We start from the raw sequence: 21,930 nt of genomic DNA on the forward strand, positions 1-21,930 counted from the left end.
GTCATCGCCAGTGCCGGGCGGGCTGTCCATCAGTACGGCGCTGCGTCCGGCAAGGGTCAGCCGCTGATAGCTGCGGTCTGATGCGTCGCCAGCAAGGTGTCGCCTTTCCGCCGCAGACCAGCCAGCTGCAGCAATGAAAGACTGCGCTGCGGTGGCCCGGTCAGGCATCAATCGCGTTCCGAAGCGCCGCGATCAGGCCCTTACGGCCGCCGGAAAATGTTGCCAGACGGCCTTCCCCCTCGGATGACAGCGAAATCCGCAGCGCGTCTTGCGGCAGGTGGCGTCCCAGCCGGTCTGGCCATTCCACAATGCAGATCGCGGTGCTGAATGCGTCATGCAGACCAAGTTCCCAAACCTCGTCAGGGTGCGATAGCCGGTAAAGATCGGTATGCCAGATCTCGACCCCGCCGCCATCATAGGTCTGAACCAGCGTGAATGTTGGCGAGGGGACGTCTTCCGCGCGCCCAAGCCGCGTCTGGATCAGCGCCCGGGCAAAATGGGTCTTGCCCGCGCCAATCGGCCCGTCGAGCAGCAGCGTGTCGCCTGGCGCCAACAGGGGGGCAAGCCGCTCGGCAAGGCGCGAGGTTGCCTCCGCCGTTGGCAGGCGCAGCGTCATGTGGGTGGGAAGCGGAAGGCTTTGCGGCATGCCGGGGAGTCTATCCCGCTTGGCACCCGCCGCAAGTCGGATTTGGTCAGGCCGACATCAACCCAGGCTCCTCAGGCTGCAATGTCAGCGCCAGACCAGCCGCCTGTACGTGGAACGTGATCAGCGTGGCACCGCCGGTGATCGGGCGAAAGCGGCAGCTGATCAGCCTGCCATCCAACAAGCGGGCCTCGCCTTCCCATGCAGTCCGGTCGCCCGCAGTGATCACGAAATCCATTGCGTCCGCCCAGATCAGGCTTGCGGCCGAGTGGTCACGCCACCAGTCCGACAATGACCCGATTCCCGCATCCGACAGCAGGACAGCAGGGTCATGGTCCCACAGCTGGGCATAGGCGAAGTTCGACATCACCAACTGACCGCCTTGCGAAAACACTGCAACGGCCTCGTCCACGGCATCGATGACCGCCTGGCCCAATTCCAGATCGGCCCGGTAGCGCCGGGTGCGTGACATCTCGGAGGAGATATCCTCGAACATGAACGCCAGGGCGCCGTTCGGATGCGGACGACCGATCACCCGGAAGGTCTGGCCGCCCGGAAGGCTCCAGGTTTCCTCATAGAGGCCAGAGGAGGCGTCCTCCTCCAGCTTGATCATCTGTTTGCGCCAGGTGCGATAGTCCTTGGGTTCGGGGATCATCGCCCGGTCGCGCAAAGCATCAAGCACCCCGTTCAACGACGGCCGCGAGATCAGGAAATCCGGCGGCAAGGTCGTCAGATCGACCAGCGCGGGATTGAAAAGTTGCAGCACCCGGTCCTTGTCAAAAATGGCCAGGCCGATCGGCAGATGGGCGAAGGTCTTTGTCAAAGTCTGCATGAAATCGCGCAAAGACCCCTCGGCCCGCACGGCGGCATTCGACGGCAACGCATAGGCCAGCCGCTGGTCTCCCGCTGGTACAACGACCAGATCAAACCACTGCGGCCCGCCCTCCAGCGCCAGTTTCTGGCGCTGCGGCTTGCCTCCGGGGGCAATGGCGGCGGTGTTGAATATGCGCGGCAACGGCCACGACAGGTCCGTGCCAGTCGGCAAAAGGTCAGCGGCGCGCATCAGATAGGCCTGATTGGCCCAGACCACGTCGCCAGAAAGCGCCTCGGTCCACACCAGGATCGGCGCATTGGACAGCACGTTCCGCAGCGCCGAAACCTCCTGCTGCAGCGCCGAATCCGCCGCACTGTCACGGCCGGGCTCGCGCTGTTCGGTATCAGTGTTGATCAGGGTTAGCCGGATCAGACCGCCGACATATTCCCCCCGCAGCACCAGTGGCGGCAGCAGCCCCTCCTTTGAGGGAAGAATGAACTGGCCATCGCCGTGCAGGGTCAGGACCCGCGCTTCAAGTTCGGGAAACATCGGGCCAAGCCGCGCCAGCAGACGCAGCCACGGCCCGCCCCGCACCACGCTTGAGGCAAGCATGAACCGCGCGCTGGGGGTGGCGTCGATCATCGCCTCGCCGTCAAAGACAAAGACGGTGGCTTGATCCGATTGCTGAAACAGACTGTCGGTCACTGGCGCGCGACGGCTTTGAAAAGCGGCCAGCAAGATCAGGCAGCCAAGCGCAACCAGTGTTGCAGTCAGCACCATTCCAGCCGCGAATATCCAGTCGGTCGACAACCACGCAATCCCTACCCAGAGCACTCCCGCCGTTCAGCCTAGGGTGGAAGAAGTTAACCGTTGGTTAAGCTTAAGGGAGGTGTACGAAGCGCGGTGCCACCAAACAGGGGCCTCAGGGTTCGTTCCTGCGGTTGGCGCCAAGTGCCAGGTTTGCCGGGGCGGCAAGATCCGCCATCGACCAGACTGCTTCGACCACGGCACCGCAGCGTTCCGGGCGGTCATCCGGCGTCAGAAACGGGTCGGTGGCATTGGCAAAGGTCAACTCCGCGCCAGAGCGTTCCAGAAGCGTCTTGGCGATGAACAGGCCGAGCCCCATGCCTTCGTATTCAGGGCGCGACGATGCCGCCATGTCTGACTTGCGGGCGCGCATGAACGGATCGCCGATCCGCCCGATCAGGTTTGGCGGAAAGCCTTCGCCGTCATCGATGATCCGCACTGAAATCGTCTTTTCCGTCCATTGCGCTTCGATCCAGACGGCACTGCGCGCGAAGTCGACCGCGTTCTGCACCAGATTGCGCAGGCCATGAATGATTTCCGGCCGACGCAATATGGTTGGCTGCCGGTCAGAACTGCCCTCGGCTGGGCCCACGTGAAAATGAACCGCCTTGCCGCGGGCCATGTGCGGTTCTGCTGCCTCACGCAACGCTGCACTCAGCGGGGCCTGGCGCAGATGCAGGTCGTCTTTCCCGGCGCGGCCCATGTCGCGCAAGATGTCGCGGCAGCGGTCGGCCTGATCGCGGATCAGCTTTGCATCTTCCAAAAGCTCCGGGCGGGCCTTCAATTCGTGCATCAGTTCGGCGCTGACCAGTTTGATGGTGGCCAGCGGCGTGCCCAATTCATGTGCCGCGGCCGCCACCACGCCGCCAAGGTCGGTCAATTTCTGTTCCCGCGCCAACGCCATCTGGGTTGCCAACAGGGCGTCTGACATCAGCCTGATCTCGGTCGCGACCCGGCGGGCGTAAAACCCCAGAAACAGGATCCCGGTCACGATGGAAAGCCAGAAGCCAAACTCGAACAGCGACGGGATCAGGAACTCGCGCCCATCGTCAAAGCGCAGCGGCGAATGCAAAAGCGCGGCCAAAGAGATCAGGATGATCGCCGTCAGCCCCAGAAACACCGTCGTCCTAAGCTGCAGCGCGCTGGCAGAAATGGTGACCGGCACAAGGATCAGCAAAGCAAACGGGTTGGTCAGCCCCCCGGCCACAAAGATCAGGAACGACAACTGCGACAGATCGAACAACAGCGTCAGCAACGCCTCGTTCTCGGTCAGGCGTTTGTTTTCCGGGAACAGCAGAATGGAAAACAGATTGGCCGCGATCGACGCCCCGACCGCCATGTAGCAAAGACCAAGGGGCAGTGATAAGTCGTACAAACGGTCGGCCACGGTGATTGCGGTCAACTGACCCGCAATCGCCATCCAGCGAAGCATGATCAGTGTCCTGAGCCGCACCCAGCTGCTGCGCCCACCCCCGACCAGAAAGCCCCAGTTTGCTGTAACCATTGCGCGACCAGATGTCCTTTTGCGGGTTTGCCATTGTTAAGGGCGCAGTCTTTTGGGATCAATGCGACAGACACGGAATTTGTGGGGCGGGTCGATGACAAAACTCTATGCGGGCGTTGCGGTGGGCGCGGTATCGGCGTTTCTGGGTGCGTCGGCCTATTACATCTGGTCTGTGCAGGGCGATGATGCGTTTGCCAAGTGCCGTTCGGGTCAGGTTGCAGGCGGCGATATTGGCGGGCCGTTTACCTTGGTCAATACGGATGGGCAGCAAGTGACCGATGCCGAAGTTCTGGCCAAACCCGCGTTGGTCTACTTTGGCTATACCTTTTGCCCCGACGTTTGCCCGATGGATATGGCGCGCAATGTCGAAGCGGTTGATATTCTGGAAGAGCGCGGCTTCGACGTGACGCCGGTTTTCATCACCATCGACCCGGAACGTGACACCTCCGAAGTGTTGGCCGAATATGCGCAGAACCTGCATCCAAAGCTGGTCGCCCTGACCGGCAGCCTCGATCAAGTGAAGGCCGCGTCGATGGCCTACAAGACCTTTTTTCAAAAACAGCCGTCCGAGGATGAATTCTACCTCGTCGACCATACCACGATGACCTATCTCATGCTTCCGGGCACGGGCTTTGCAGATTTCTATCGACGCGAGGTCATGGCCGATCAAATGGCCGAACAGGTGGCTTGCTTTCTGACAGCCACGGAAGATGTGATGTGACGCCACCGTGCGACGCCGGTTCCGGCAATTCCGGAAGGTGCGAATGAAGGGGAAAAACTATGGCTGAGGATCTTGTTGCGAACCTTGGGGCGGACCGGACCTTGCTGTTGGTCGATGATGACGAACCATTCGTCAAGCGGCTGGCCAAGGCTATGGAAAAGCGCGGATTTCAGCCCGAAACTGCGGAAAGCGTCGCCGAAGGCCGCGCCATTGCACTGGCCCGTCCGCCGGCCTACGCCGTGGTCGATCTGCGCCTTGAAGATGGCAACGGGCTGGACGTGGTCGAGGCGCTCCGGGAAAAGCGCCCTGATTGCAGGATTGTCGTTCTCACCGGCTATGGCGCAATTGCAACTGCTGTTGCCGCCGTAAAGATTGGCGCGATTGATTATCTTTCAAAGCCTGCAGACGCGGATGACGTGACGCATGCGCTTTTGGCCAACGGTGAAGGGCTGCCATTGCCGCCTGAAAATCCAATGTCCGCAGACCGGGTGCGCTGGGAGCATATTCAGCGCGTTTATGAAATGTGCGACCGAAATGTTTCAGAAACAGCGCGCCGATTGAATATGCACAGAAGGACATTGCAGCGGATTCTGGCTAAGCGCAGTCCAAGGTAGCGCCAATTCGGTTGCGTTCCTTTGTCGCAGAGCATAGGTAATGCAAGTGAAAAGACTCTAAGGATGACTCCATGACAATTTCGCTTGACACCTATTCCTTGAAGGAACTGAAGGATCTGCAATCGCAGGTAGCAAAAGCAATTGCCGGCTTTGAAGATCGCCGTAAAAGGCAAGCACTTGCAGAACTTGAGGAAAAGGCCCGTGCAATGGGCTTTTCCCTCGCTGAATTGACGGGTACTACCCCCGTTCGCAAGCGTGCGCCTGCAGTGCCAAAGTATGCGAATCCTGCGAATAAATCTGACACTTGGTCAGGCCGTGGGCGCAAGCCGCGGTGGTTCGCCGCTGCGCTGAAAGCTGGCAAAAAGCCGGACGACATGTCGATCTGATCTTAGGATTGAGATTTTAGCCACTTGATAAAGGCCCGGGTTGCAGCGCGCTGTGGCCCGGGCAGCGTCACGAGGAAATAGGCGGGCAGCTGGTCCCGACTTTCGTGAACCACCCGCATGCGCCCCTCGGCGACTTCCGATGCAACAAGCGCATAGCTGTCAACGACCAGCCCAAGCCCTTGGCGTGCTGCGGCAATTGACAATTCGGCATTCTGGAAATCAGATTGGCTAAGATCCTGTGGGTCAAGCCCGAGGCTTCGCAAATAGTTGTCCTGCTCCGGCCAATTGCGGGAAATGATCCAATCCATCCCGCGCATTTCCTCTGGGCTGAGCTGCGTCTTGTCGCCAAGTATCGATACGGCCCCCGCAATCACCAAACGGGCCGAGGCAAGAAAGCTCGCCTCCACCCCCGGCCAATTGCCGTTGCCATAGCGAATGGCAAGATCCATCCCATCCCGGTGCAGATCGACGATCCGGTTGTCCGGGTGCATCGAAAGCCCGATGTCCGGGTGCTTTTCCCAAAAGTCGCGCAGCCGTGGCATCAACCACTGTGCGGCGAAGCTTGCCGTCAGTGAAACCCGCACCGGTCGGTCCGCACCGCCGCTACGCAGGGCCTCGCTTCCACGCTGCAGCGCCCCGAACCCCTCTGCCACCGCAGCGGCAAGTTGTTCGCCCTCGGCCGTCAGGCTGACGCCACGCCCGTCGCGCTGAACCAGCGACAGGCCGAAGTGATCTTCCAGCGCGCGCACCTGCTGGGCCACCGCTGCATGGGTTACATTCAGCGCGCGAGCCGCACTGGAAAAGCTGCGCAGCTCTGCTGTGGCCGCAAAGGCACGCAGGCTGGTCAGCGACGGAAGGTTTCGCCAATCAATAGCCATATAATAGTTAGCCTAACATTTCAAAAGGGTTTCTGATTCGATCAAGCGCGCTTTTCATGAGATAAAGCCATATGGAACTTAGAAAGGAAGCAGAAAATGTTGAATATCCTCGCAGACTCCTTGTTGATCGCCGCCGGATTTCGTCTTCCGACGCCTGCCGAAAGACGCCGGGCCCAGCGGCGCGAAGCTGATCTTGGCTATCCCAGCGACGAAGACCTTCGCATCTGGGACGTGCAGCGCCGGAATAGGCTCACAAACGGATCGGGCCGCTAGATCATGGCGCCAAGTCGGGCCGCAACCTGTGACACATAGTCCGCCCGCACTGTCGCGGGCGGACGCAGTCTTATTTCCAGATCCTTGATTGTCTCAGCCGCAGGACGACCAAACAACTTGTCGGCCTCGGCCTCCTTGAACCCGGCAATTCGCACCGCCTCCAGCCACGCCGAAACCTTGTCTGCCGCCTTGATCGCCTTCTTGATTGGCGCGGGTAGCACCGCCGGCAACCCAAAGCGCAGATGGATCGCCGCCGTCAACCGAAGGTCCAATTCACCGTAGCCCGGCCCGACCGCGGCCTTCACCGGGCTGATCATGTCTCCGATCACATATTCCGGGGCGTCATGCAGCAGCGCCGCCAGTTGCCAGCGCGCCGCGATACCGGGATTGCACCGGGTAAAGATCTCTTCGACCAGCAGCGAATGTTCGGCAACCGAATATGGCCAATCGCCCCGTGTTTGCCCGTTCCAGCGCGCAACAAACGCCAGCCCATGCGCAATATCCTCGACCTCGATATCTACCGGTGTCGGGTCAAGCAGATCCAGCCTGCGACCGGACAGCATTCGTTGCCACGCGCGTACAGCCATGCCCTTGCTCCGCTACAGCTTCACATCCCACGCGTCCTTGAACCGCGCGAGGCCACTTGGCACATGCTTCAACCCTTTGAGGTGCAACAAGAAGTACTGCGAAGCCTTGCTGAGCGAAATGGGCGTAGGGTCACGCGGCGGCAGCGTCGCTTCCATCTCTGGCATGTAGTTGCGAAAGAAGTCGGCGTAGGCCTTGCGAAACCGCGCGTCGAGCGGTTTTTTGTTGGGAAAGAACGGCTTGGTGCTGCCAATGAAGTGCACGAAGTTTGCCGGATAGGTCCAGGTGAACATCGGAATCACATAGGAGGAACACCAGTTCCAGCAGGGCGCAAGCTCGGCGTAAGACCCCTGCAGAACGCCATTAAAGATCGACTGATCGGCCAGTTCCAGCGCGAGCGGGTGCTTTTCGGCAACCGCCCAGCCGCGTTCGGCCACCTTTTGCTCAATGAACGCCTTGGTGTCGATCACCATGACGCCGCTGTTGAAGTAGTTGAACTTCGGCAGGCCCATCGCCTTCATGTCGCCGTGGTGGTAATTCGGGTTGTGCAGGATCATCAGGTCACGCACCGCAGCTATGGCATGCGGCCCCATGTCTATCTGCATCAACCGGTCCAGATCGCCGCCGTCAAAATGGATATCGCCGTCCAGGTACAGCAATCGGCGGTAACGGTGGCCCAGTTCCTTGGCCAGCATCAGCCGCATCATCGGCGCCAGAGAACCCTTGAATCTGGCGGCCTCGGCCGCAGGGTCCATCTCGCCAATCCGGTGCACCGTGATCCCAAGCGCGAGCGCCCAGTCCGGCAACACCAGATCATCCTGCGTCACGATGATGATGTCAAAGCTGCGAAACGGGCAGTGCATCGCCACCTGCCAGCACAGGAACAAAGCATATGGAATGTAGCGTTGATCGCAGCACATAACCATCGCCCGATCACGGGCAGTCGACAAAAGTTCGGTCATGAACAGGGATAGTCCTTGCGGTGTGGGCTTTGCGAAACTGCAGCGTCATGGTTCAACTGTTCCTCCTCGTTGTAAAGACCCCGCACTTTTGCTAAGTCCGCGACATCACGGAAACGGGGCTTGCGATCCAGCGCAGGCAAAGCAACGGAAGCAGCAAGACCTATGGATTACATCGTAAAAGACATCGCTCTGGCCGACTATGGCCGCAAGGAGCTGACCATCGCAGAAACCGAAATGCCCGGCCTGATGGCATGCCGCGAGGAGTTTGGCGCATCCAAGCCGCTGAAAGGCGCACGGATCGTCGGCAGCCTGCACATGACGATCCAGACCGCCGTGCTGATCGAAACGCTGACCGCCCTCGGCGCTGATGTGCGCTGGGCCTCGTGCAACATCTTCTCGACGCAAGACCACGCCGCCGCCGCCATTGCCGCCGGTGGCACCCCGGTCTTTGCCGTCAAGGGCCAGACCCTGACCGAACATTGGGATTACCTCGACCGCTCGTTCATGTTCCCCGCCAATGCAGAAGGGGTCGGCGCGAACATGATCCTCGATGACGGCGGCGATGCCACGCTTTCCGTTCTTCTGGGCGCGCGCGCCGAGGCAGGCGAAGACATCCTCTCGGTGCCGCAGTCCGAAGAAGAAGAAGTGATCAAGCTGCAGATCCACAAGCGGATGAAGGCAAGCCCCGGCTGGTTCACCAAGACCAAAGCCGCAATCAAGGGCGTGTCCGAGGAAACCACCACCGGCGTCCACCGCCTGTATGATCTGCACAAGAAGGGCCAGTTGCCGTTCCCGGCGATCAACGTCAACGACTCGGTCACCAAGTCGAAATTCGACAACAAATACGGCTGCAAGGAATCGCTGGTCGATGGCATCCGCCGCGCGACCGACACGATGATGGCCGGCAAGGTCGCCGTCGTCTGCGGCTATGGCGACGTTGGCAAAGGCTCCGCCGCCTCGCTGCAAGGGGCCGGCGCGCGGGTGAAGGTCACCGAAGTTGACCCGATCTGCGCCCTGCAGGCCGCGATGGACGGCTTCGAAGTGGTTCTGCTGGAAGATGTGATGGCCAGCGCCGACATCTTCATCACCACCACCGGCAACCGCGACGTCATCCGTCTGGAACATCTGCGCGAGATGAAGGACATGGCCATCGTCGGCAACATCGGCCATTTCGACAACGAAATTCAGGTCGCCGCGCTGAAGAACCACAAGTGGACGAACATCAAGGAACAAGTTGACATGATCGAGATGCCTTCGGGCAACCGGATCATCCTTCTGTCCGAAGGCCGTCTGCTGAACCTCGGCAACGCCACGGGTCACCCGTCCTTCGTGATGTCGGCCAGCTTTACCAACCAGGTCCTCGCCCAGATCGAGCTGTGGACCAAGGGTGCCGAATACCAACCCGGCGTCTACATCCTGCCGAAGGCGCTGGATGAAAAGGTCGCTCGCCTGCATCTGAAGAAAATCGGTGTCAAACTGACCGAACTGCGCCGCGATCAGGCCGATTACATCGGTGTCAACGTCGACGGCCCGTTCAAGGCCGATCACTACCGTTACTAACTGACCCAGATCCCCGGCCTACTGCCGGGGATCGCCGTTCCGCCCATGGGGAAAGTCTGCATTCTTTTCCCGTTGCCGTTTGACCGTCTTGCCGTAAGCTTCCACGCGTCTCTTCCCGGTGTGGGAGGGAACCAGGGACATGTACAATGACGAGGAAAACTCATGGGTAAGAGAGACGATCTCATCGCGAAATATGCCGATGATCTGAAGAACAAATGCAAAATGACGCCTGACATGGCGCTTTTGACCAAGGTGACCATCGGCTGCGGCCCATCGGTCTATGACAACGATGCCTCCACCGTTGCCGCCAGCGATGCGGCGGAGCTGGAGCGGGTGAAAGCGAATTTCCTGATCAAGAAGCTTGGCCTGAAAGACGGACCCAGCCTGATGGATGGGATCAATGCGGTGATCGATACCTATGGCCGGTCAGAACGCCAGAAGTATCGCGCGGTGGTCTACTACATGCTGACCAAGCATTTCGGCAAAGAGTCGGCCTACAAGTAAGCCACCCGTCGCCACAAGATCCGCCCGCGCCCGGCAACGGTGCGGGCGTCTGCATTCCCGGCGATCCGCGCCATTTGAAACAAGCTCTAAGCGTCGTTTCCTTGCCACCAGCCCGGATTCGGGCGATGTTAGTTGGACAGGGCAGTAGCCCGGGACCCTTATCAGATCACGTGTGGTGCTTGGGGAGCACGTGGGGTGGATGGAGGGTTCCGTAGGGGTGCGGAGCCCTCCATTTTTTTTCAGAACAGTTCAAGAATCGCGCCCATGATGGTGCAGCCAACCACCACATTCACACCATCAATCAGTGTCAGCGCAGGCTTTCGCATCGCGAAAGCATAGTTCATCGCCAGCCACGGTAGCACAAAGAACGCCCCGATCCCGGCTCCCGCCACGATCCCGCTGCCCAGACTGACAATTCCCGACATCGCAAAGACATGTCGCATCATCCCGGCCACCACGATCATCGCGATGATCCCGATGACAAAAGGCATCGGGCTGTTGCCGGATCCCGCACTGTCCTGTCGCATCGGGCGGCCCTTGTCATCCACCGCCACTTCAGCGGCGCTGATCCAGGCTTTCGACATCGTCATGTACCAGACCGCCCCAAAGGCAAAGGCACCCACAGCGGCAGCAATCACATTGAGAATTTCCATTTGTCCCTTCCGTTCGTTTTTACACGTCGTAGCAAACGCTTACTTGCGGACAGGTCAGGGTGTTGTCCCGCCCATCCGGCACACGATCCGCCATTCCTCCGGTGTCACCGGTTGCACCGAAAGCCGCGTGTTGTTCACCAGAACCATCTTCTCAAGACCCGGCGCAACCTTGCAATCCTCAAGTGTGACCGCCCGCGCAAAGGGCCGGACCGCACGGATCATCACGCAATCCCATCGCGGGTCGTCGGTCGTGCTGTCAGGCAGACTTTCGCGGCACACCTCCACGATCCCCACCACCGCCTTGCCGATGTTGGAATGGTAAAAGAAACCCAGGTCGCCCACCTTCATCGCCCGCATGTTGTTGCGTGCCTGATAGTTGCGCACGCCATGCCATTCCTCGCCCGCATCACCCCGGGCAAGCTGATGATCCCAGCCCCAGACATCCGGTTCGGATTTGAACAACCAGTAGGCCATCAGCCAACCACCCGCTTCCACTCCTGCACGCTGACCGAAGCAAACAGCCCCGCCTTTGCATAGGGGTCCATTGCCGCCCAAGCCTCCGCCTCGGCACGCGAGCTCACCCCAAGAATGATCAGACTGCCACACATCTGGCCATCCTGGTCAAGGAAAGGGCCGGCCTGTTCCACCACACCTGTCGCCTCGATATGGGCCAGATGCGCGGACCGGTTTTCCACCCGCGTCTGCAAGGCACCGGGTTTGTCGAGGCAGATCAAGGCAAAACGCATGGCTATTCCTGTTTCAGGGGGCGGGTCATCAGGCGTGCAACTGCATCTTCCAACGGGATCGTGCCGCTGACAAGGGCGGCGACCATGGTTGTCACCGGCATCTCCATCCCAAGCTCGGCCGCAAGTCGCGCCACCGCTGTGGCGGTAGCCGCGCCTTCGACGGTGATTGCCGGATCAAAAGCCTCACGCCGCCCCAGCGCCAGCCCAAAGCGAAAGTTGCGCGATTGCGGCGACGTGCAGGTCAGCACCAGATCGCCAAAGCCGGAAAGCCCGGCCAGCGTTTCTGGCCGCGCGCCCAGATGCTGCGCAAGCCGCACCATTTCGGCATAGCCCCGTGTCATCAGGGCCGCGCGGGCGCTATCGCCAAGCTCGGCCCCGATCACCACGCCGGCCGCAATCGCGATCACGTTTTTCAGCGCACCCCCCAGTTCCGCGCCAATCACATCATCGGTGCGATACAGCCGCAACGTCGGTGTCGACAGCAACGCCTGCAGCGCCAGTCCCAAGCGATCATCGCAGGCCAGCGTCAGCGCAGTGGGCAAACCGCCGGCAATATCGGCGGCAAAACTGGGGCCGGTCAGCATTGCGACCCGGGCATCAGGTCGCGCCGCCTGGATCAGCGCCACCGGCCCGCGCAAGGTGGCAAGGTCGATCCCCTTGCAACACGCGACCAAAGGCTGGTTGGTCCCAAGGCCAGGATGGGCGGCAAGGAACGACCCGAGGCTTTGCATCGGTATGCATAGCAGCACGGCCTCGGCCATCGTCAGATCGGCCAATTCCGCATGTATAGTAACGCTTTTCGGCAAATCGACGCCCGGCAAATGCGTCTCGTTGCGCCGATCGGCCAGCAGGCGTTGCGCGTCCCGCTCCGACCGTGCCCACAGCCGAACTTCGCCCCCGGTCTTTGCCAATGCCACCGCCAGCGCCGTGCCAAACGCGCCTGCGCCCACCACGCCGATCATGCCTTCGCTCCCCTCTTGCCCGACCCCAGCAATGCCGGCGCCGTGGTATCCAACGGCCAGCGCGGGCGTGCGGAAACCGTGGCATCGTCAAACAGGCCAAGACGGAACCGCTCAATCCCGGCCCAGGCAATCATCGCGGCATTGTCGGTGCACAGGTGCAGGGGTGGGGCAAGAAACGGCACGCCAGCCTGTGCCGAAACCGTCTCTAACAAGGCCCGAATGGCAGTATTCGCCGCCACGCCCCCAGCGACGGCAAGTGCTGAGGGATGCAATCCGACGTCCGCAACCATCGCCAAGGCGCGACGCGTCTTTTCGGCCAGCACATCGGCGACGGCAGCCTGAAACCCGGCACAGATGTCACGCCGATCTTGCCGCGTCAGCCCGCCCTGCGCCGCAACCAGCGTATCACGCGCCCGCAATACCGCCGTCTTCAGCCCGGAAAACGAAAGATCGCACCCTGGCCGGTCCAGCAATGGCCGTGGAAAGGCAAACCGCTTCGGATCGCCCACTGCCGCCTCGGCCTCTACCGCCGGGCCGCCGGGCTGCGGCAATCCCAACAGCTTGGCCACCTTGTCAAACGCTTCACCCGGCGCGTCGTCGATGGTGCCGCCCAGACGGCGGAACTGGTCAGCACCCTGCACCAGCAGAAACTGGCAATGCCCGCCTGACACCAGCAGCATCAGGTACGGAAACGGCGTTCCATGGGTCAGGCGCGGGGTCAACGCATGCCCCGCCAGATGATTGACCGCGATCAGCGGCAATCCCCGGCTGCGCGCCAGCCCCTTGGCCAGCATCAGCCCGGACAAAACCCCGCCAATCAACCCTGGGCCTGCCGTGACGGCAACCGCGTCAATCCCGTCAAGCCCGATGTCGGCCACGGCAAGCGCCCGCTCGACACAGCCATCCAGCCGCTCCACATGCGCGCGCGCCGCGATTTCAGGCACTACACCGCCGAAATCCGCATGCAACGCCGTCTGTCCGACAACCTCGGACGACAAGATTTCCGCCGGTTCACCCGGCCGGTGGCATACAATTGCCGCTGCTGTATCGTCGCAACTGCTTTCAATGCCAAGTATGGTTAAGGTTCGGGTCATGGCTGCCGTTGCAGGAAGGCTTGGAGGGAGGTAACACCACGGGTATGTCGAAACAATCCCACCCCCAATCCGGCGTTTATCCGGTTCCGGTTCTGCTCACCCGACCGATGCCGCAAGCAACCCGTTTTGGCAGCGCCGTTTCCGCACGTTTTGGCACGCATGTCCGGTCCATCATCACCCCGATTATGCGCCCGGTGTTCCTGTCTGCTATCCTCCCCAACAAGCCATATTCCGCTGTTCTGTTTACTTCCGAAGTGGCGGTCGAGGCCGCGCGGCTTTTGTCCAAAGCCGGACACGTGTTTCCCTCTGACGCAATCTGCGTCGGTGCCCAGACCGCGCGTGCCGCCATGGCCGAAGGCTATAAAGCCCAGTCTGCAAATGGCGATGCCGACGCCCTGCTGGCCTACATCATCGCCGCCGGGATCACGGGCCCGCTGCTGCACCTGCACGGGCGCGACACCCGCGGCGATCTGGGCGAAAGGTTGAATCTGGCCGGAATCGAGACGGTATCGGTATCGGTCTACCAACAGATCCCGCAACCCCTTTCCGCCGAGGCACTCGAAACTCTGCGCGAGGAAGGTCCGGTCATTCTGCCCTTGTTTTCACCCCGCAGCGCGACGCTGCTGGCGCGCGCCCTTCCCGCCAACCGCAAAGCCAGGGTTCTGATCGCCGCGATGAGCACTGCGGTAGGCGATGCCGCTGCGCCAATCCGTCCTCAGGAAATGCGCTGTGCCGAGCACCCAGATGCAGAAGCCATGCTCGATACGATCCAGCGGCTGCTTTTCACGGCGCGTGGTTCTTGAACCTGCCTACTGCAGGTGCTTAGGTAAAGCGTGGTTGCAGCAAAAGGGGTCGATGCCATGGCAAGAAAAACCACCCCCGAACCTCAAGCGCCGCTGATCCTTCTGGACGACGCACCCGCCCAACCGGACGCGGCCGCACGGCCCGTGCCAGACATCCCCACCACGCCGCAGCCCCCCGAACCGCCTGTGCAACCGCCCACACGCCAGTCAGGGTTCTTTCCGGCACTGGCAGGCGGCGCACTTGCCGCAGTGATAGGGTTCGGACTGTCGCATTATGATGCCTTTGGTCTGCGTGGTGCTGCACCTTCTGCCGATCTTTCACCAGCGCTGGATCAGCAGGCAACCGAGATTGCCGCCCTGAAAACCGCCCTGCAAGCGGCGCAAACCGCCCTCACCGAACGGCTTGCCGGTATTGAGGCGACACTGGCCGCCTTACCCACTCCGACCGACCCGGCCAAGGATGACGCCCGCTTTGCCGCGCTGGACCAGCGCCTCGCCGCGATTGAGGCGCTGCCGCCCGGCGAGGCTGGCACCTCACCGGCACTTGCAGCCGCAGTGCGCGACCTGCAGGCCCGGGTGGCAGCACTTGGCACCTCCAGCACCCTGCCCGATGCGTTGGCCGCCAAAGTCGATGACGCGGTGAAGCGGCTGTCAGATGCCGAAGCCGCTGCCACCGCCAAAGCCGCCGAGGCCGAGGTGATGGCCGCCACGGCCCGCCGCGCCGCCGTGCTGGATCGGCTTGCCGCCGCCGTCGCAAGTGGTACGCCCTACTCCGACATTCTGGCCGATCTTGCGAATGAGGCCGTGCCCGCCGCCCTTTCGGACCATGCCGAAACCGGCATCGGGACGCTCGCCTCGCTGCAACAAAGTTTTCCTGACGGCGCAAGGGCGGCGCTGCAACTGGCCCGCGCCGCCAGCAGCGATAGCAGTTGGGGTTCGCGGCTGATGGATTTTCTGCAGGCGCAGACCGGCGCACGCTCGCTCACCCCGCGCGAAGGCACCGATCCTGACGCCGTCCTGTCGCGCGCCGAGGCCGCGGTTCAGGAAGGCCGCCTTGCTGACGCCCTGACAGAGCTATCCACGCTTGATCCCGCAGTCGCCGTTCCGCTGGCGGATTGGTCCGCCTTGGCCAAACAGCGGCTTGATGCCGAAACGGCGCTTTCGGCCCTTGCGGCCCAGACAGCGCCACAGGGGGAATGATGCTCTGGTCCTTGGTCAAGGTTGTCCTGTTCGTTCTGATCATCGCCGGGCTGGCATTGTTGGCTGGCCAGTTGTCCGATACCGGCGGCGCCATGCGCATCATGGTGGCGGGCTGGGAATTCACCCTCGGCCCGTTGCATGCCGCCATCCTCGGGGTCACGCTGATTGCGCTGGTCTGGGTGGTGCTAAAGCTGATCGGGTTGATCCTCGCCACCTTCCGCTTTCTCAACGGTGATGAGACGGCGATCTCGCGTTACTTCGACCGGAACCGCGAACGCAAAGGCTACAAGGCGCTGTCCGAAGGATTGATGGCGCTGGCTTCGGGCGAACACCGCTTGGCCCTGACCCGGGCGCAGGCTGCTGAAAAGCTGCTTGGCAAGCCGGAACTGACCACACTTCTGGTGGCCCAGGCGGCCGAGGCTGCGGGTGACAAGGCCCGCGCGACGCAGGCTTACAAGACCCTTCTGGCCGATGAAAAGACCCGCTTTGTCGCCGTGCGCGGTCTTCTGATGCAAAAGCTGGCCGAGGGGGATCGGGACACCGCGCTCAAGCTGGCGCAAAAGGCGTTCGAGCTGCGCCCGAAACATGCCGAAACGCAGGATGTGCTGCTAAAGTTGCAGTCGGATGCCGGGGATTGGGGCGGCGCGCGCGCCACGCTCGGTGCCAAGCTGAAGACGGGTGGCCTGCCGAAAGACGTCTACCGCCGCCGCGACGCAGTGCTGGCCTTGCAAGAGGCGTCCACGGTTCTGCAAGAAGACTCCACGATCGAAGCCCGCGAGGCCGCGATCGAGGCGAACAGGCTGTCGCCCGACCTGATCCCCGCCGCTGCGATGGCCGCGCGCAGCTACATCCAGAAGGCTGACAAGAAGAACGCCACCCGCGTTCTCAAGAAGGCTTGGGAAGCCCAGCCGCACCCCGACCTCGCCGGCGCCTTCGCCGAGATCGAGCCGGACGAACCCGCAACCGACCGGCTCAAACGGTTCAAGGCGCTGACCTCACTGCGCCCGGAGGCGGATGAGACGAAGATGCTGCTGGCCGAACTGCAGATCGCCGCCGAAGACTTCCCCGCCGCGCGCCGCGCCTTGGGTGATCTGACCACACGCCACCCGACGCAACGCTCGCTCGCCCTGATGGCGGCCATCGCCCGCGGCGAAGGCGCCGAAGACACCGTGGTGCGCGACCTTATCGCCCAGGCGCTGTCGGCCCCGCGCGGCCCGCAATGGTGCTGCGACAAATGCCAGGCCATCCACTCCGTCTGGCGCCCGGTCTGCGAAAATTGCGGCGGTTTCGACACGCTCAGCTGGCGTGAACCGCCCGCCACAACTGCCGACCGCTCCGGAATCGCCGACTTGCTGCCGCTGATGGTCAGCAAACCCAAGCCTGAACCCACACCAGCCGAACCCGCCGATGCCGAAGTGGTCAGCCCCGACGAGATTGCCAGGCGCGCGACCTGAGCGAAGTCGAGTGGCCGGTGGCAGATGTTGGGGTTGACTTGCCTATGGGAGGGCAATACGACGGCCCTCACCAGAAAAGTGCCGCTGTAGCTCAGCTGGTAGAGCACGTCATTCGTAATGATGGGGTCGGGAGTTCGAGTCTCTTCAGCGGCACCACTTTTCGGTCTTCCCACGTCAGGTGACATCCAGAAATCCCTTCACTCGGCGGGTTCGGTGATGTCACGACACTACCGCCATTACCTAAGCGTCATGCTTGCGCAGCCTGTTTTCTGCGCTGCAGCATGAGCGATGCTCAAGAAAGCAGCCGTTTCGCGCCGCAAGATGAGAAAACGCCCCCCCAAACCGAAACCTGATTGTCGCATCGGCAAGCTTTCGCTCGTCTGCAAGCACTGGGGCATTCCCGGGAAATGAAAGTGTGCGGCGAGGAAAAGGTTCTGACGGCCATCCCTCACCGCACGGGTGCAACAAACGCTGCCCGGCCACTATCGTGGTTTTTCCCGCGATTGGAAGTGGTGTGGGCGGTCCATCAGGGGAAACAAGAATGAAACTCACACGACGCGCACTTCTGGCATCGGGCATCGCTTCGCTGGCGCTGCCACGGATTGCCTTTGCCCAAGGCGAAACCATCAAGATCGGCGTCCTGCATTCCTTGTCCGGCACCATGGCCATTTCGGAAACCACGCTGAAAGACACCATGTTGATGCTGATCGAGGCACAGAATGCCAAGGGCGGTCTGTTGGGCAAACAACTTGAGGCGGTGGTTGTAGACCCGGCCTCGGACTGGCCGCTGTTCGCCGAAAAGGCGCGTGAATTGCTGACCGTCTCCAAGGTCGACGTGATGTTCGGCTGCTGGACCAGCGTCAGCCGCAAATCGGTGCTGCCGGTGATCGAGGAACTGAACGGGCTGCTGTTCTACCCCGTCCAGTACGAAGGCGAAGAATCCTCCAAGAACGTGTTCTACACCGGTGCCGCGCCGAACCAGCAAGCGATCCCCGCAGTGGACTACTATCTGGAAGAACTTGGCGTGACCAAATTTGCGCTGCTCGGCACCGACTATGTCTATCCGCGCACCACGAACAACATTCTGGAGGCCTACCTGATTTCCAAGGGCATCCTGAAAGAGGATATCTTCGTCAACTACACGCCTTTCGGCCATTCGGACTGGTCCAAGATTGTGGGCGACGTTGTGGCCTTGGGCGCTGACGGCAAGAAGGTCGGCGTCATCTCCACCATCAACGGCGATGCCAACATCGGGTTCTACAAGGAACTGGCGGCCGCTGGCGTCACCGCCGACACGCTGCCGGTCGTCGCCTTCTCGGTTGGCGAAGAGGAGCTTTCCGGCCTCGATACCACCAACCTCGCCGGTCACCTGGCCGCCTGGAACTACTTCATGTCGGCTGACACCCCGGAAAACGCGGCCTTCATCGCGCAGTGGAAGGCCTTCATCAAGGATGACAAGCGCGTCACCAACGACCCGATGGAAGCGCATTACATCGGCTTCAACATGTGGGTGAATGCAGTCACCGCAGCCGGCACCACTGAAGTTGACGCTGTGTCGGACGCGATGATCGGCCAGAAATTCCCGAACCTGACCGGTGGCATGGCCGAGATGCTAGCCAACCACCACCTGACCAAACCGGTGCTGATCGGCGAGATTCGGGCCGATGGCCAGTTTGATATCATCAGCCAGACAGACCCGGTCCCCGGCGACGCCTGGACCGATTTCCTGCCGGAATCGGCGGTGCTCGAGGCTGATTGGAAAGACCTCAAGTGCGGGATGTACAACAAGGAAACCGCAACCTGTGTGCAGCTGACCTCTAACTACTGATCCTGCCGGAGGGGCCGAAACGGCCCCTCCCCACCTGTCTGGAAATCCTCCACCTGTGTGGAAAGCCCCCACTTGTCTGGAAAGCCCCACTTGTCTGGAAAGCCTTGAATGCGGTCTGTCCTATCCTGCCTTTTGGCGGCCTTCGTCCTGCTTTGCGCACTGCCTTTGCGCGCCGATACGGTCGCAGAAATTCTGGCGGCCAATTCGGCTCTGGTCGAAAAGGCGTCGCGGCAAACCATAGCCCCGGTGATCGACGCGCTGGTGGCCAGCAACGACCCGGTTGCCGCAGCCGTGCTGGCGGCATGGGCGGACAAGGCGCTTGGCATCCGCAAGTCGGACCGGGCGATCTTTCTCATCACCGATCAGGACGGCGGCTTTGCGCTGCGCGATCTGACGGGCGCTGCAGCCGGGCTGGCCGCCAAGTCTGACATCATCGTGCTAAAGCCGAATGCCGGTGTGCGCGGAATGATCGCCACGGCCCTCGTGCAGTTCACCCTGTCCGACCCGGACCCGGCCAAGCGCAAGGCCGCACTGGACTCGGTCGCCAAGGACCCAAAGCCAGAGGCATTGGTGCCCCTGCGTGCATCCATCCCCGGCGAGGGTGATCCGTCGCTTATGGCCCAAAAGCAGCGGTTGGAACAGCTGCTGACCCTGCGCTTCGATGCAGATTCCGCCGCGCGCGTGGCTGCCATCAACGGGTTCGGGGCAGATATCGGGCTTGATTTGCGGGCAGCGTTGAACCCCCTGCTCGCCACCACCCGGCTCGCGACCGCCACCCAGCCTGATGCCAGCCTGAACATCGCGCGCACCCTGCAGCTGGACCGTGACCTGACCCAGGCCGAAGCTTACGAAATGCTTGTCGCAGCGGGTCTGGCCCCCGCGCGCCTGACGTTGGAGGCGCAGCGCGCGGCACTTGTGGCCAATCTGGCCGATGGCGTGGTGGGTGGCGTCGCCTTGGCCGACTTGAACACCCAGGCAGCAAGGGACCGGGCCTACACCGCCATGGAAGTCGCGGGAACGGTGCCACCCGCCGCAACCGATGACGAGGTCACGGCCGCGCTTGCCGCGCACAAGTTCTATGACGTCTATGTCGAAGCCGACCCCGCCGTAACTGCGGCGGCACTGGTGGCGCTTGGCAGCATCGGCACCAAGGTCGCGGGGATGCAGGCCGCCGATCTGGCGTTGGATGCCTTGTCGCTGGCATCGATCTACTTTCTGGCGGCAATCGGCCTCGCGATCACCTTCGGCGTGATGGGCGTGATCAACATGGCGCATGGCGAGTTCATCACCATCGGCGCCTATACCGGCTATGTCGTGCAGCTTTTCGTGCCGGATTACACCATCTCGATCCTGATAGCGGTTCCAGCCGCGTTTGCGGTGACGTTCGGGGCTGGCGTGGCGATGGAACGGCTGGTGATCCGCCACCTTTACAAACGCCCGCTGGAAACGCTGCTGGCCACCTTCGGCATCTCCATCGCGCTGCAGCAGATCCTGAAGAACGTGTTCGGCACGCAGGCGCGGCCGCTGACCTCGCCCGCCTGGCTGGACGGGGCCTGGGTGCTGAACGACGTGGTGTCGATCAGCTACATCCGCATCGCGATCTTCGTTCTGGCGCTGATCTTCCTGACCTTCTTCCTCTGGCTGATGAAACGCACCCGCCTCGGGCTTGAGGTGCGCGCGGTGACCCAGAACCCCACGATGGCCGCCAGCATGGGCATCAACCCCGACCGCATCAACATGCTGACCTTTGGCATCGGTTCGGGCATCGCTGGCATCGCCGGTGTTGCCATCGGGCTGTTCGCAAAGGTCACGTCAGAGCTTGGCACCGACTACATCGTGCAGTCCTTCATGACGGTTGTGGTGGGCGGGGTCGGCAACATCTGGGGCACGCTTGCCGGGGCAATGATGATCGGCGGCCTGCAGAAGGTGATCGAATTCCTCAACCCATCCAACACCTTGGCGGCGCAGACCTACATGATCCTGTTCATCATCCTGTTCATCCAGTTCCGGCCACGGGGCATCATCGCCCTGCGTGGCCGCGCGGCGGGGGATTGAGCGATGCGCCAAAGCCTCGTGATGCGACACCCCTCTGTGCTGATCTTCCTTCTGGCCCTCGCGGCCTTTACCATCATCGTCACCGTCGCGTCCGAAGCTTACGGCCTCGGTTTCGTCTCCACCTCGTTCGTCAAGACCCTGGGCAAGACGCTGTGCCTGTGCCTCGCCGCCCTCGCGATGGATCTGATCTGGGGCTATGCGGGCATCCTTTCCCTGGGTCACATGGCGTTTTTCGCGCTGGGCGGCTACATGATTGGCATGTGGCTGATGTATGCGCGCACCGAGGAAATCGTGGTCGCCTCGCTGCTGAACGGTGGTCTGCCCGCGACCCCGGAAGAGATCAGCCAAGGCATCGCCACGCAGATCTTCGGCGTGGTCGGCGCATCGGACCTGCCGGTGATCTGGGGTTTTGCCCACAGCCTGCCGCTGCAGCTTTTGCTGTTGGTGGCGTTGCCGGGGCTGATTGCCCTGGTGTTTGGCTGGTTTGCGTTTCGCAGCCGGGTGACGGGCGTCTATCTGTCGATCCTGACGCAGGCCATGACCTTGGCCATGGCGCTGTATCTGTTCCAAAATGACAGCGGCCTGCGCGGCAACAACGGCCTTTCAGGTCTGCAGAACCTGCCCGGCGTTTCGGCGGGGCAGGATGCGGTGTCGATGTGGTTCTTCTGGGCCTCGGCGGCTGCACTGGGGCTGGCGTATCTTGGCCTTGCCGGCATGGTTTCAGGCAAGTTCGGCTCGGTGATCCGCGCCATCCGTGATGATGAGGCGCGGGTCCGGTTTCTTGGCTATTCGGTCGAAAGCTACAAGCTGTTCGTCTTCACGCTTACGGCGGTGATCGTGGCCATCGCCGGGGCGCTCTACTACCCGCAGGCCGGCATCATCAA

General features: G+C 61.9%; 22 protein-coding genes and 1 tRNA gene. 12 read left to right on the forward strand and 11 right to left on the reverse strand.

The window, feature by feature from the left end; genetic code table 11:
* Window positions 1-160 precede the first annotated feature (160 nt).
* The 3 genes from tsaE to regB all read right to left on the reverse strand — a co-directional run bounded on the left by tsaE (window position 161) and on the right by regB (window position 3,768).
* Window positions 161-646 carry a tRNA (adenosine(37)-N6)-threonylcarbamoyltransferase complex ATPase subunit type 1 TsaE gene (gene tsaE, locus RMO18_RS00905; RefSeq protein ID WP_309663354.1) on the reverse strand — a complete coding sequence of 162 codons (486 nt, stop codon included), beginning with the start codon at window positions 644-646 and terminating at the stop codon, window positions 161-163.
* Between the two features lie 46 nt (window positions 647-692).
* The gene (locus RMO18_RS00910) at window positions 693-2,267 is read right to left on the reverse strand and encodes a PAS-domain containing protein (RefSeq protein WP_309663355.1); all 1,575 of its coding nucleotides are present in this window, start codon (window positions 2,265-2,267) and stop codon (window positions 693-695) included.
* A 112-nt stretch (window positions 2,268-2,379) separates the two neighbouring features.
* Entirely contained in the window at window positions 2,380-3,768 is a 1,389-nt protein-coding gene (gene regB, locus RMO18_RS00915; RefSeq protein WP_309663356.1) for a sensor histidine kinase RegB, read from the reverse strand.
* 94 nt (window positions 3,769-3,862) lie between these two features.
* On the opposite strand from regB, the gene RMO18_RS00920 reads away from it, so the two are divergent.
* From RMO18_RS00920 to RMO18_RS00930, 3 genes are all read left to right on the forward strand, one after another.
* Window positions 3,863-4,489, forward strand: coding sequence for an SCO family protein (locus RMO18_RS00920; RefSeq protein ID WP_309663357.1), 627 nt, complete (start codon window positions 3,863-3,865; stop codon window positions 4,487-4,489).
* A 59-nt stretch (window positions 4,490-4,548) separates the two neighbouring features.
* Window positions 4,549-5,103 (forward strand): ActR/PrrA/RegA family redox response regulator transcription factor, encoded by a 555-nt coding sequence (locus tag RMO18_RS00925; protein ID WP_309663358.1) that lies wholly within the window; start codon window positions 4,549-4,551, stop codon window positions 5,101-5,103.
* 71 nt (window positions 5,104-5,174) lie between these two features.
* The gene (locus RMO18_RS00930) at window positions 5,175-5,489 is read left to right on the forward strand and encodes an H-NS histone family protein (RefSeq protein WP_309663359.1); all 315 of its coding nucleotides are present in this window, start codon (window positions 5,175-5,177) and stop codon (window positions 5,487-5,489) included.
* A 2-nt stretch (window positions 5,490-5,491) separates the two neighbouring features.
* Here the strand turns inward: RMO18_RS00930 and RMO18_RS00935 are convergent, their stop codons facing one another.
* From RMO18_RS00935 to RMO18_RS00945, 3 genes are all read right to left on the reverse strand, one after another.
* Window positions 5,492-6,367 carry a LysR family transcriptional regulator gene (locus RMO18_RS00935; RefSeq protein WP_309663360.1) on the reverse strand — a complete coding sequence of 292 codons (876 nt, stop codon included), beginning with the start codon at window positions 6,365-6,367 and terminating at the stop codon, window positions 5,492-5,494.
* 269 nt (window positions 6,368-6,636) lie between these two features.
* Window positions 6,637-7,227: an HD family hydrolase gene (locus tag RMO18_RS00940; protein WP_309663361.1), complete on the reverse strand. Its 591-nt coding sequence runs from the start codon at window positions 7,225-7,227 to the stop codon at window positions 6,637-6,639.
* A 12-nt stretch (window positions 7,228-7,239) separates the two neighbouring features.
* Complete coding sequence (locus RMO18_RS00945) at window positions 7,240-8,187, reverse strand: glycosyltransferase (RefSeq protein ID WP_309663362.1); 948 nt, start codon at window positions 8,185-8,187, stop codon at window positions 7,240-7,242.
* Between the two features lie 162 nt (window positions 8,188-8,349).
* Between RMO18_RS00945 and ahcY the strand changes: the two genes are divergently transcribed.
* Both ahcY and RMO18_RS00955 read left to right on the forward strand, forming a co-directional pair.
* Window positions 8,350-9,747 (forward strand): adenosylhomocysteinase, encoded by a 1,398-nt coding sequence (ahcY, locus tag RMO18_RS00950; protein WP_309663363.1) that lies wholly within the window; start codon window positions 8,350-8,352, stop codon window positions 9,745-9,747.
* A gap of 162 nt (window positions 9,748-9,909) precedes the next feature.
* Window positions 9,910-10,251, forward strand: a complete 342-nt coding sequence (locus tag RMO18_RS00955) for a DUF2853 family protein (protein ID WP_309663364.1) — start codon at window positions 9,910-9,912, stop codon at window positions 10,249-10,251.
* 239 nt (window positions 10,252-10,490) lie between these two features.
* Here the strand turns inward: RMO18_RS00955 and RMO18_RS00960 are convergent, their stop codons facing one another.
* The 5 genes from RMO18_RS00960 to tsaD are packed head-to-tail and all read right to left on the reverse strand — an operon-like array spanning window position 10,491 to window position 13,706.
* Window positions 10,491-10,904 (reverse strand): DUF1761 domain-containing protein, encoded by a 414-nt coding sequence (locus RMO18_RS00960; RefSeq protein WP_309663365.1) that lies wholly within the window; start codon window positions 10,902-10,904, stop codon window positions 10,491-10,493.
* A 54-nt stretch (window positions 10,905-10,958) separates the two neighbouring features.
* Window positions 10,959-11,378 carry an EVE domain-containing protein gene (locus tag RMO18_RS00965; RefSeq protein WP_309663366.1) on the reverse strand — a complete coding sequence of 140 codons (420 nt, stop codon included), beginning with the start codon at window positions 11,376-11,378 and terminating at the stop codon, window positions 10,959-10,961.
* Entirely contained in the window at window positions 11,378-11,650 is a 273-nt protein-coding gene (locus tag RMO18_RS00970; protein ID WP_309663367.1) for a YciI family protein, read from the reverse strand. The genes RMO18_RS00965 and RMO18_RS00970 overlap by 1 nt, the downstream gene beginning before the upstream one ends.
* Before the next feature lie 2 nt (window positions 11,651-11,652).
* Window positions 11,653-12,612 carry an NAD(P)H-dependent glycerol-3-phosphate dehydrogenase gene (locus tag RMO18_RS00975; RefSeq protein ID WP_309663368.1) on the reverse strand — a complete coding sequence of 320 codons (960 nt, stop codon included), beginning with the start codon at window positions 12,610-12,612 and terminating at the stop codon, window positions 11,653-11,655.
* Window positions 12,609-13,706, reverse strand: a complete 1,098-nt coding sequence (gene tsaD / locus RMO18_RS00980; RefSeq protein ID WP_309663369.1) for a tRNA (adenosine(37)-N6)-threonylcarbamoyltransferase complex transferase subunit TsaD — start codon at window positions 13,704-13,706, stop codon at window positions 12,609-12,611. Before tsaD ends, RMO18_RS00975 begins: the two co-directional genes overlap by 4 nt.
* Here tsaD and RMO18_RS00985 point away from each other — a divergent pair.
* The 7 genes from RMO18_RS00985 to RMO18_RS01015 all read left to right on the forward strand — a co-directional run.
* On the forward strand, window positions 13,646-14,509 hold the full coding sequence (locus RMO18_RS00985; protein WP_309663370.1) for a uroporphyrinogen-III synthase: 864 nt from the start codon (window positions 13,646-13,648) through the stop codon (window positions 14,507-14,509). The genes tsaD and RMO18_RS00985 overlap by 61 nt on opposite strands.
* Window positions 14,510-14,566: 57 nt before the next feature.
* Window positions 14,567-15,709, forward strand: a complete 1,143-nt coding sequence (locus RMO18_RS00990; protein ID WP_309663371.1) for a hypothetical protein — start codon at window positions 14,567-14,569, stop codon at window positions 15,707-15,709.
* On the forward strand, window positions 15,709-17,163 hold the full coding sequence (locus RMO18_RS00995) for a heme biosynthesis HemY N-terminal domain-containing protein (RefSeq protein ID WP_309663375.1): 1,455 nt from the start codon (window positions 15,709-15,711) through the stop codon (window positions 17,161-17,163). Before RMO18_RS00990 ends, RMO18_RS00995 begins: the two co-directional genes overlap by 1 nt.
* Before the next feature lie 80 nt (window positions 17,164-17,243).
* Window positions 17,244-17,319 (forward strand) — tRNA-Thr (locus tag RMO18_RS01000).
* 385 nt (window positions 17,320-17,704) lie between these two features.
* Complete coding sequence (urtA, locus tag RMO18_RS01005) at window positions 17,705-18,991, forward strand: urea ABC transporter substrate-binding protein (RefSeq protein ID WP_309663372.1); 1,287 nt, start codon at window positions 17,705-17,707, stop codon at window positions 18,989-18,991.
* A 108-nt stretch (window positions 18,992-19,099) separates the two neighbouring features.
* Window positions 19,100-21,046, forward strand: coding sequence for an urea ABC transporter permease subunit UrtB (gene urtB, locus RMO18_RS01010; protein ID WP_309663373.1), 1,947 nt, complete (start codon window positions 19,100-19,102; stop codon window positions 21,044-21,046).
* 3 nt (window positions 21,047-21,049) lie between these two features.
* A partial coding sequence (locus RMO18_RS01015; RefSeq protein ID WP_309663374.1) for an ABC transporter permease subunit occupies window positions 21,050-21,930 on the forward strand: 881 nt, incomplete at its 3' end.

This window comes from Tabrizicola sp. (genome assembly GCF_031377265.1).
GTDB lineage: Bacteria > Pseudomonadota > Alphaproteobacteria > Rhodobacterales > Rhodobacteraceae > JAUYQR01.

Coding starts and splice junctions, on each gene's coding strand:
- RMO18_RS00955 (WP_309663364.1), top strand. CDS start 9,910: ATGGGTAAGAGAGACGATCTCATCGCGAAATATGCCGATGATCTGAAG.
- ahcY (WP_309663363.1), top strand. CDS start 8,350: ATGGATTACATCGTAAAAGACATCGCTCTGGCCGACTATGGCCGCAAG.
- RMO18_RS00940 (WP_309663361.1), bottom strand. CDS start 7,227: ATGGCTGTACGCGCGTGGCAACGAATGCTGTCCGGTCGCAGGCTGGAT.
- RMO18_RS00935 (WP_309663360.1), bottom strand. CDS start 6,367: ATGGCTATTGATTGGCGAAACCTTCCGTCGCTGACCAGCCTGCGTGCC.
- regB (WP_309663356.1), bottom strand. CDS start 3,768: ATGGTTACAGCAAACTGGGGCTTTCTGGTCGGGGGTGGGCGCAGCAGC.
- RMO18_RS00975 (WP_309663368.1), bottom strand. CDS start 12,612: ATGATCGGCGTGGTGGGCGCAGGCGCGTTTGGCACGGCGCTGGCGGTG.
- urtB (WP_309663373.1), top strand. CDS start 19,100: ATGCGGTCTGTCCTATCCTGCCTTTTGGCGGCCTTCGTCCTGCTTTGC.
- RMO18_RS00970 (WP_309663367.1), bottom strand. CDS start 11,650: ATGCGTTTTGCCTTGATCTGCCTCGACAAACCCGGTGCCTTGCAGACG.
- RMO18_RS00995 (WP_309663375.1), top strand. CDS start 15,709: ATGCTCTGGTCCTTGGTCAAGGTTGTCCTGTTCGTTCTGATCATCGCC.
- RMO18_RS00960 (WP_309663365.1), bottom strand. CDS start 10,904: ATGGAAATTCTCAATGTGATTGCTGCCGCTGTGGGTGCCTTTGCCTTT.
- urtA (WP_309663372.1), top strand. CDS start 17,705: ATGAAACTCACACGACGCGCACTTCTGGCATCGGGCATCGCTTCGCTG.
- RMO18_RS00965 (WP_309663366.1), bottom strand. CDS start 11,378: ATGGCCTACTGGTTGTTCAAATCCGAACCGGATGTCTGGGGCTGGGAT.
- tsaD (WP_309663369.1), bottom strand. CDS start 13,706: ATGACCCGAACCTTAACCATACTTGGCATTGAAAGCAGTTGCGACGAT.
- tsaE (WP_309663354.1), bottom strand. CDS start 646: ATGCCGCAAAGCCTTCCGCTTCCCACCCACATGACGCTGCGCCTGCCA.
- RMO18_RS00990 (WP_309663371.1), top strand. CDS start 14,567: ATGGCAAGAAAAACCACCCCCGAACCTCAAGCGCCGCTGATCCTTCTG.
- RMO18_RS00925 (WP_309663358.1), top strand. CDS start 4,549: ATGGCTGAGGATCTTGTTGCGAACCTTGGGGCGGACCGGACCTTGCTG.
- RMO18_RS00920 (WP_309663357.1), top strand. CDS start 3,863: ATGACAAAACTCTATGCGGGCGTTGCGGTGGGCGCGGTATCGGCGTTT.
- RMO18_RS00930 (WP_309663359.1), top strand. CDS start 5,175: ATGACAATTTCGCTTGACACCTATTCCTTGAAGGAACTGAAGGATCTG.
- RMO18_RS00945 (WP_309663362.1), bottom strand. CDS start 8,187: ATGACCGAACTTTTGTCGACTGCCCGTGATCGGGCGATGGTTATGTGC.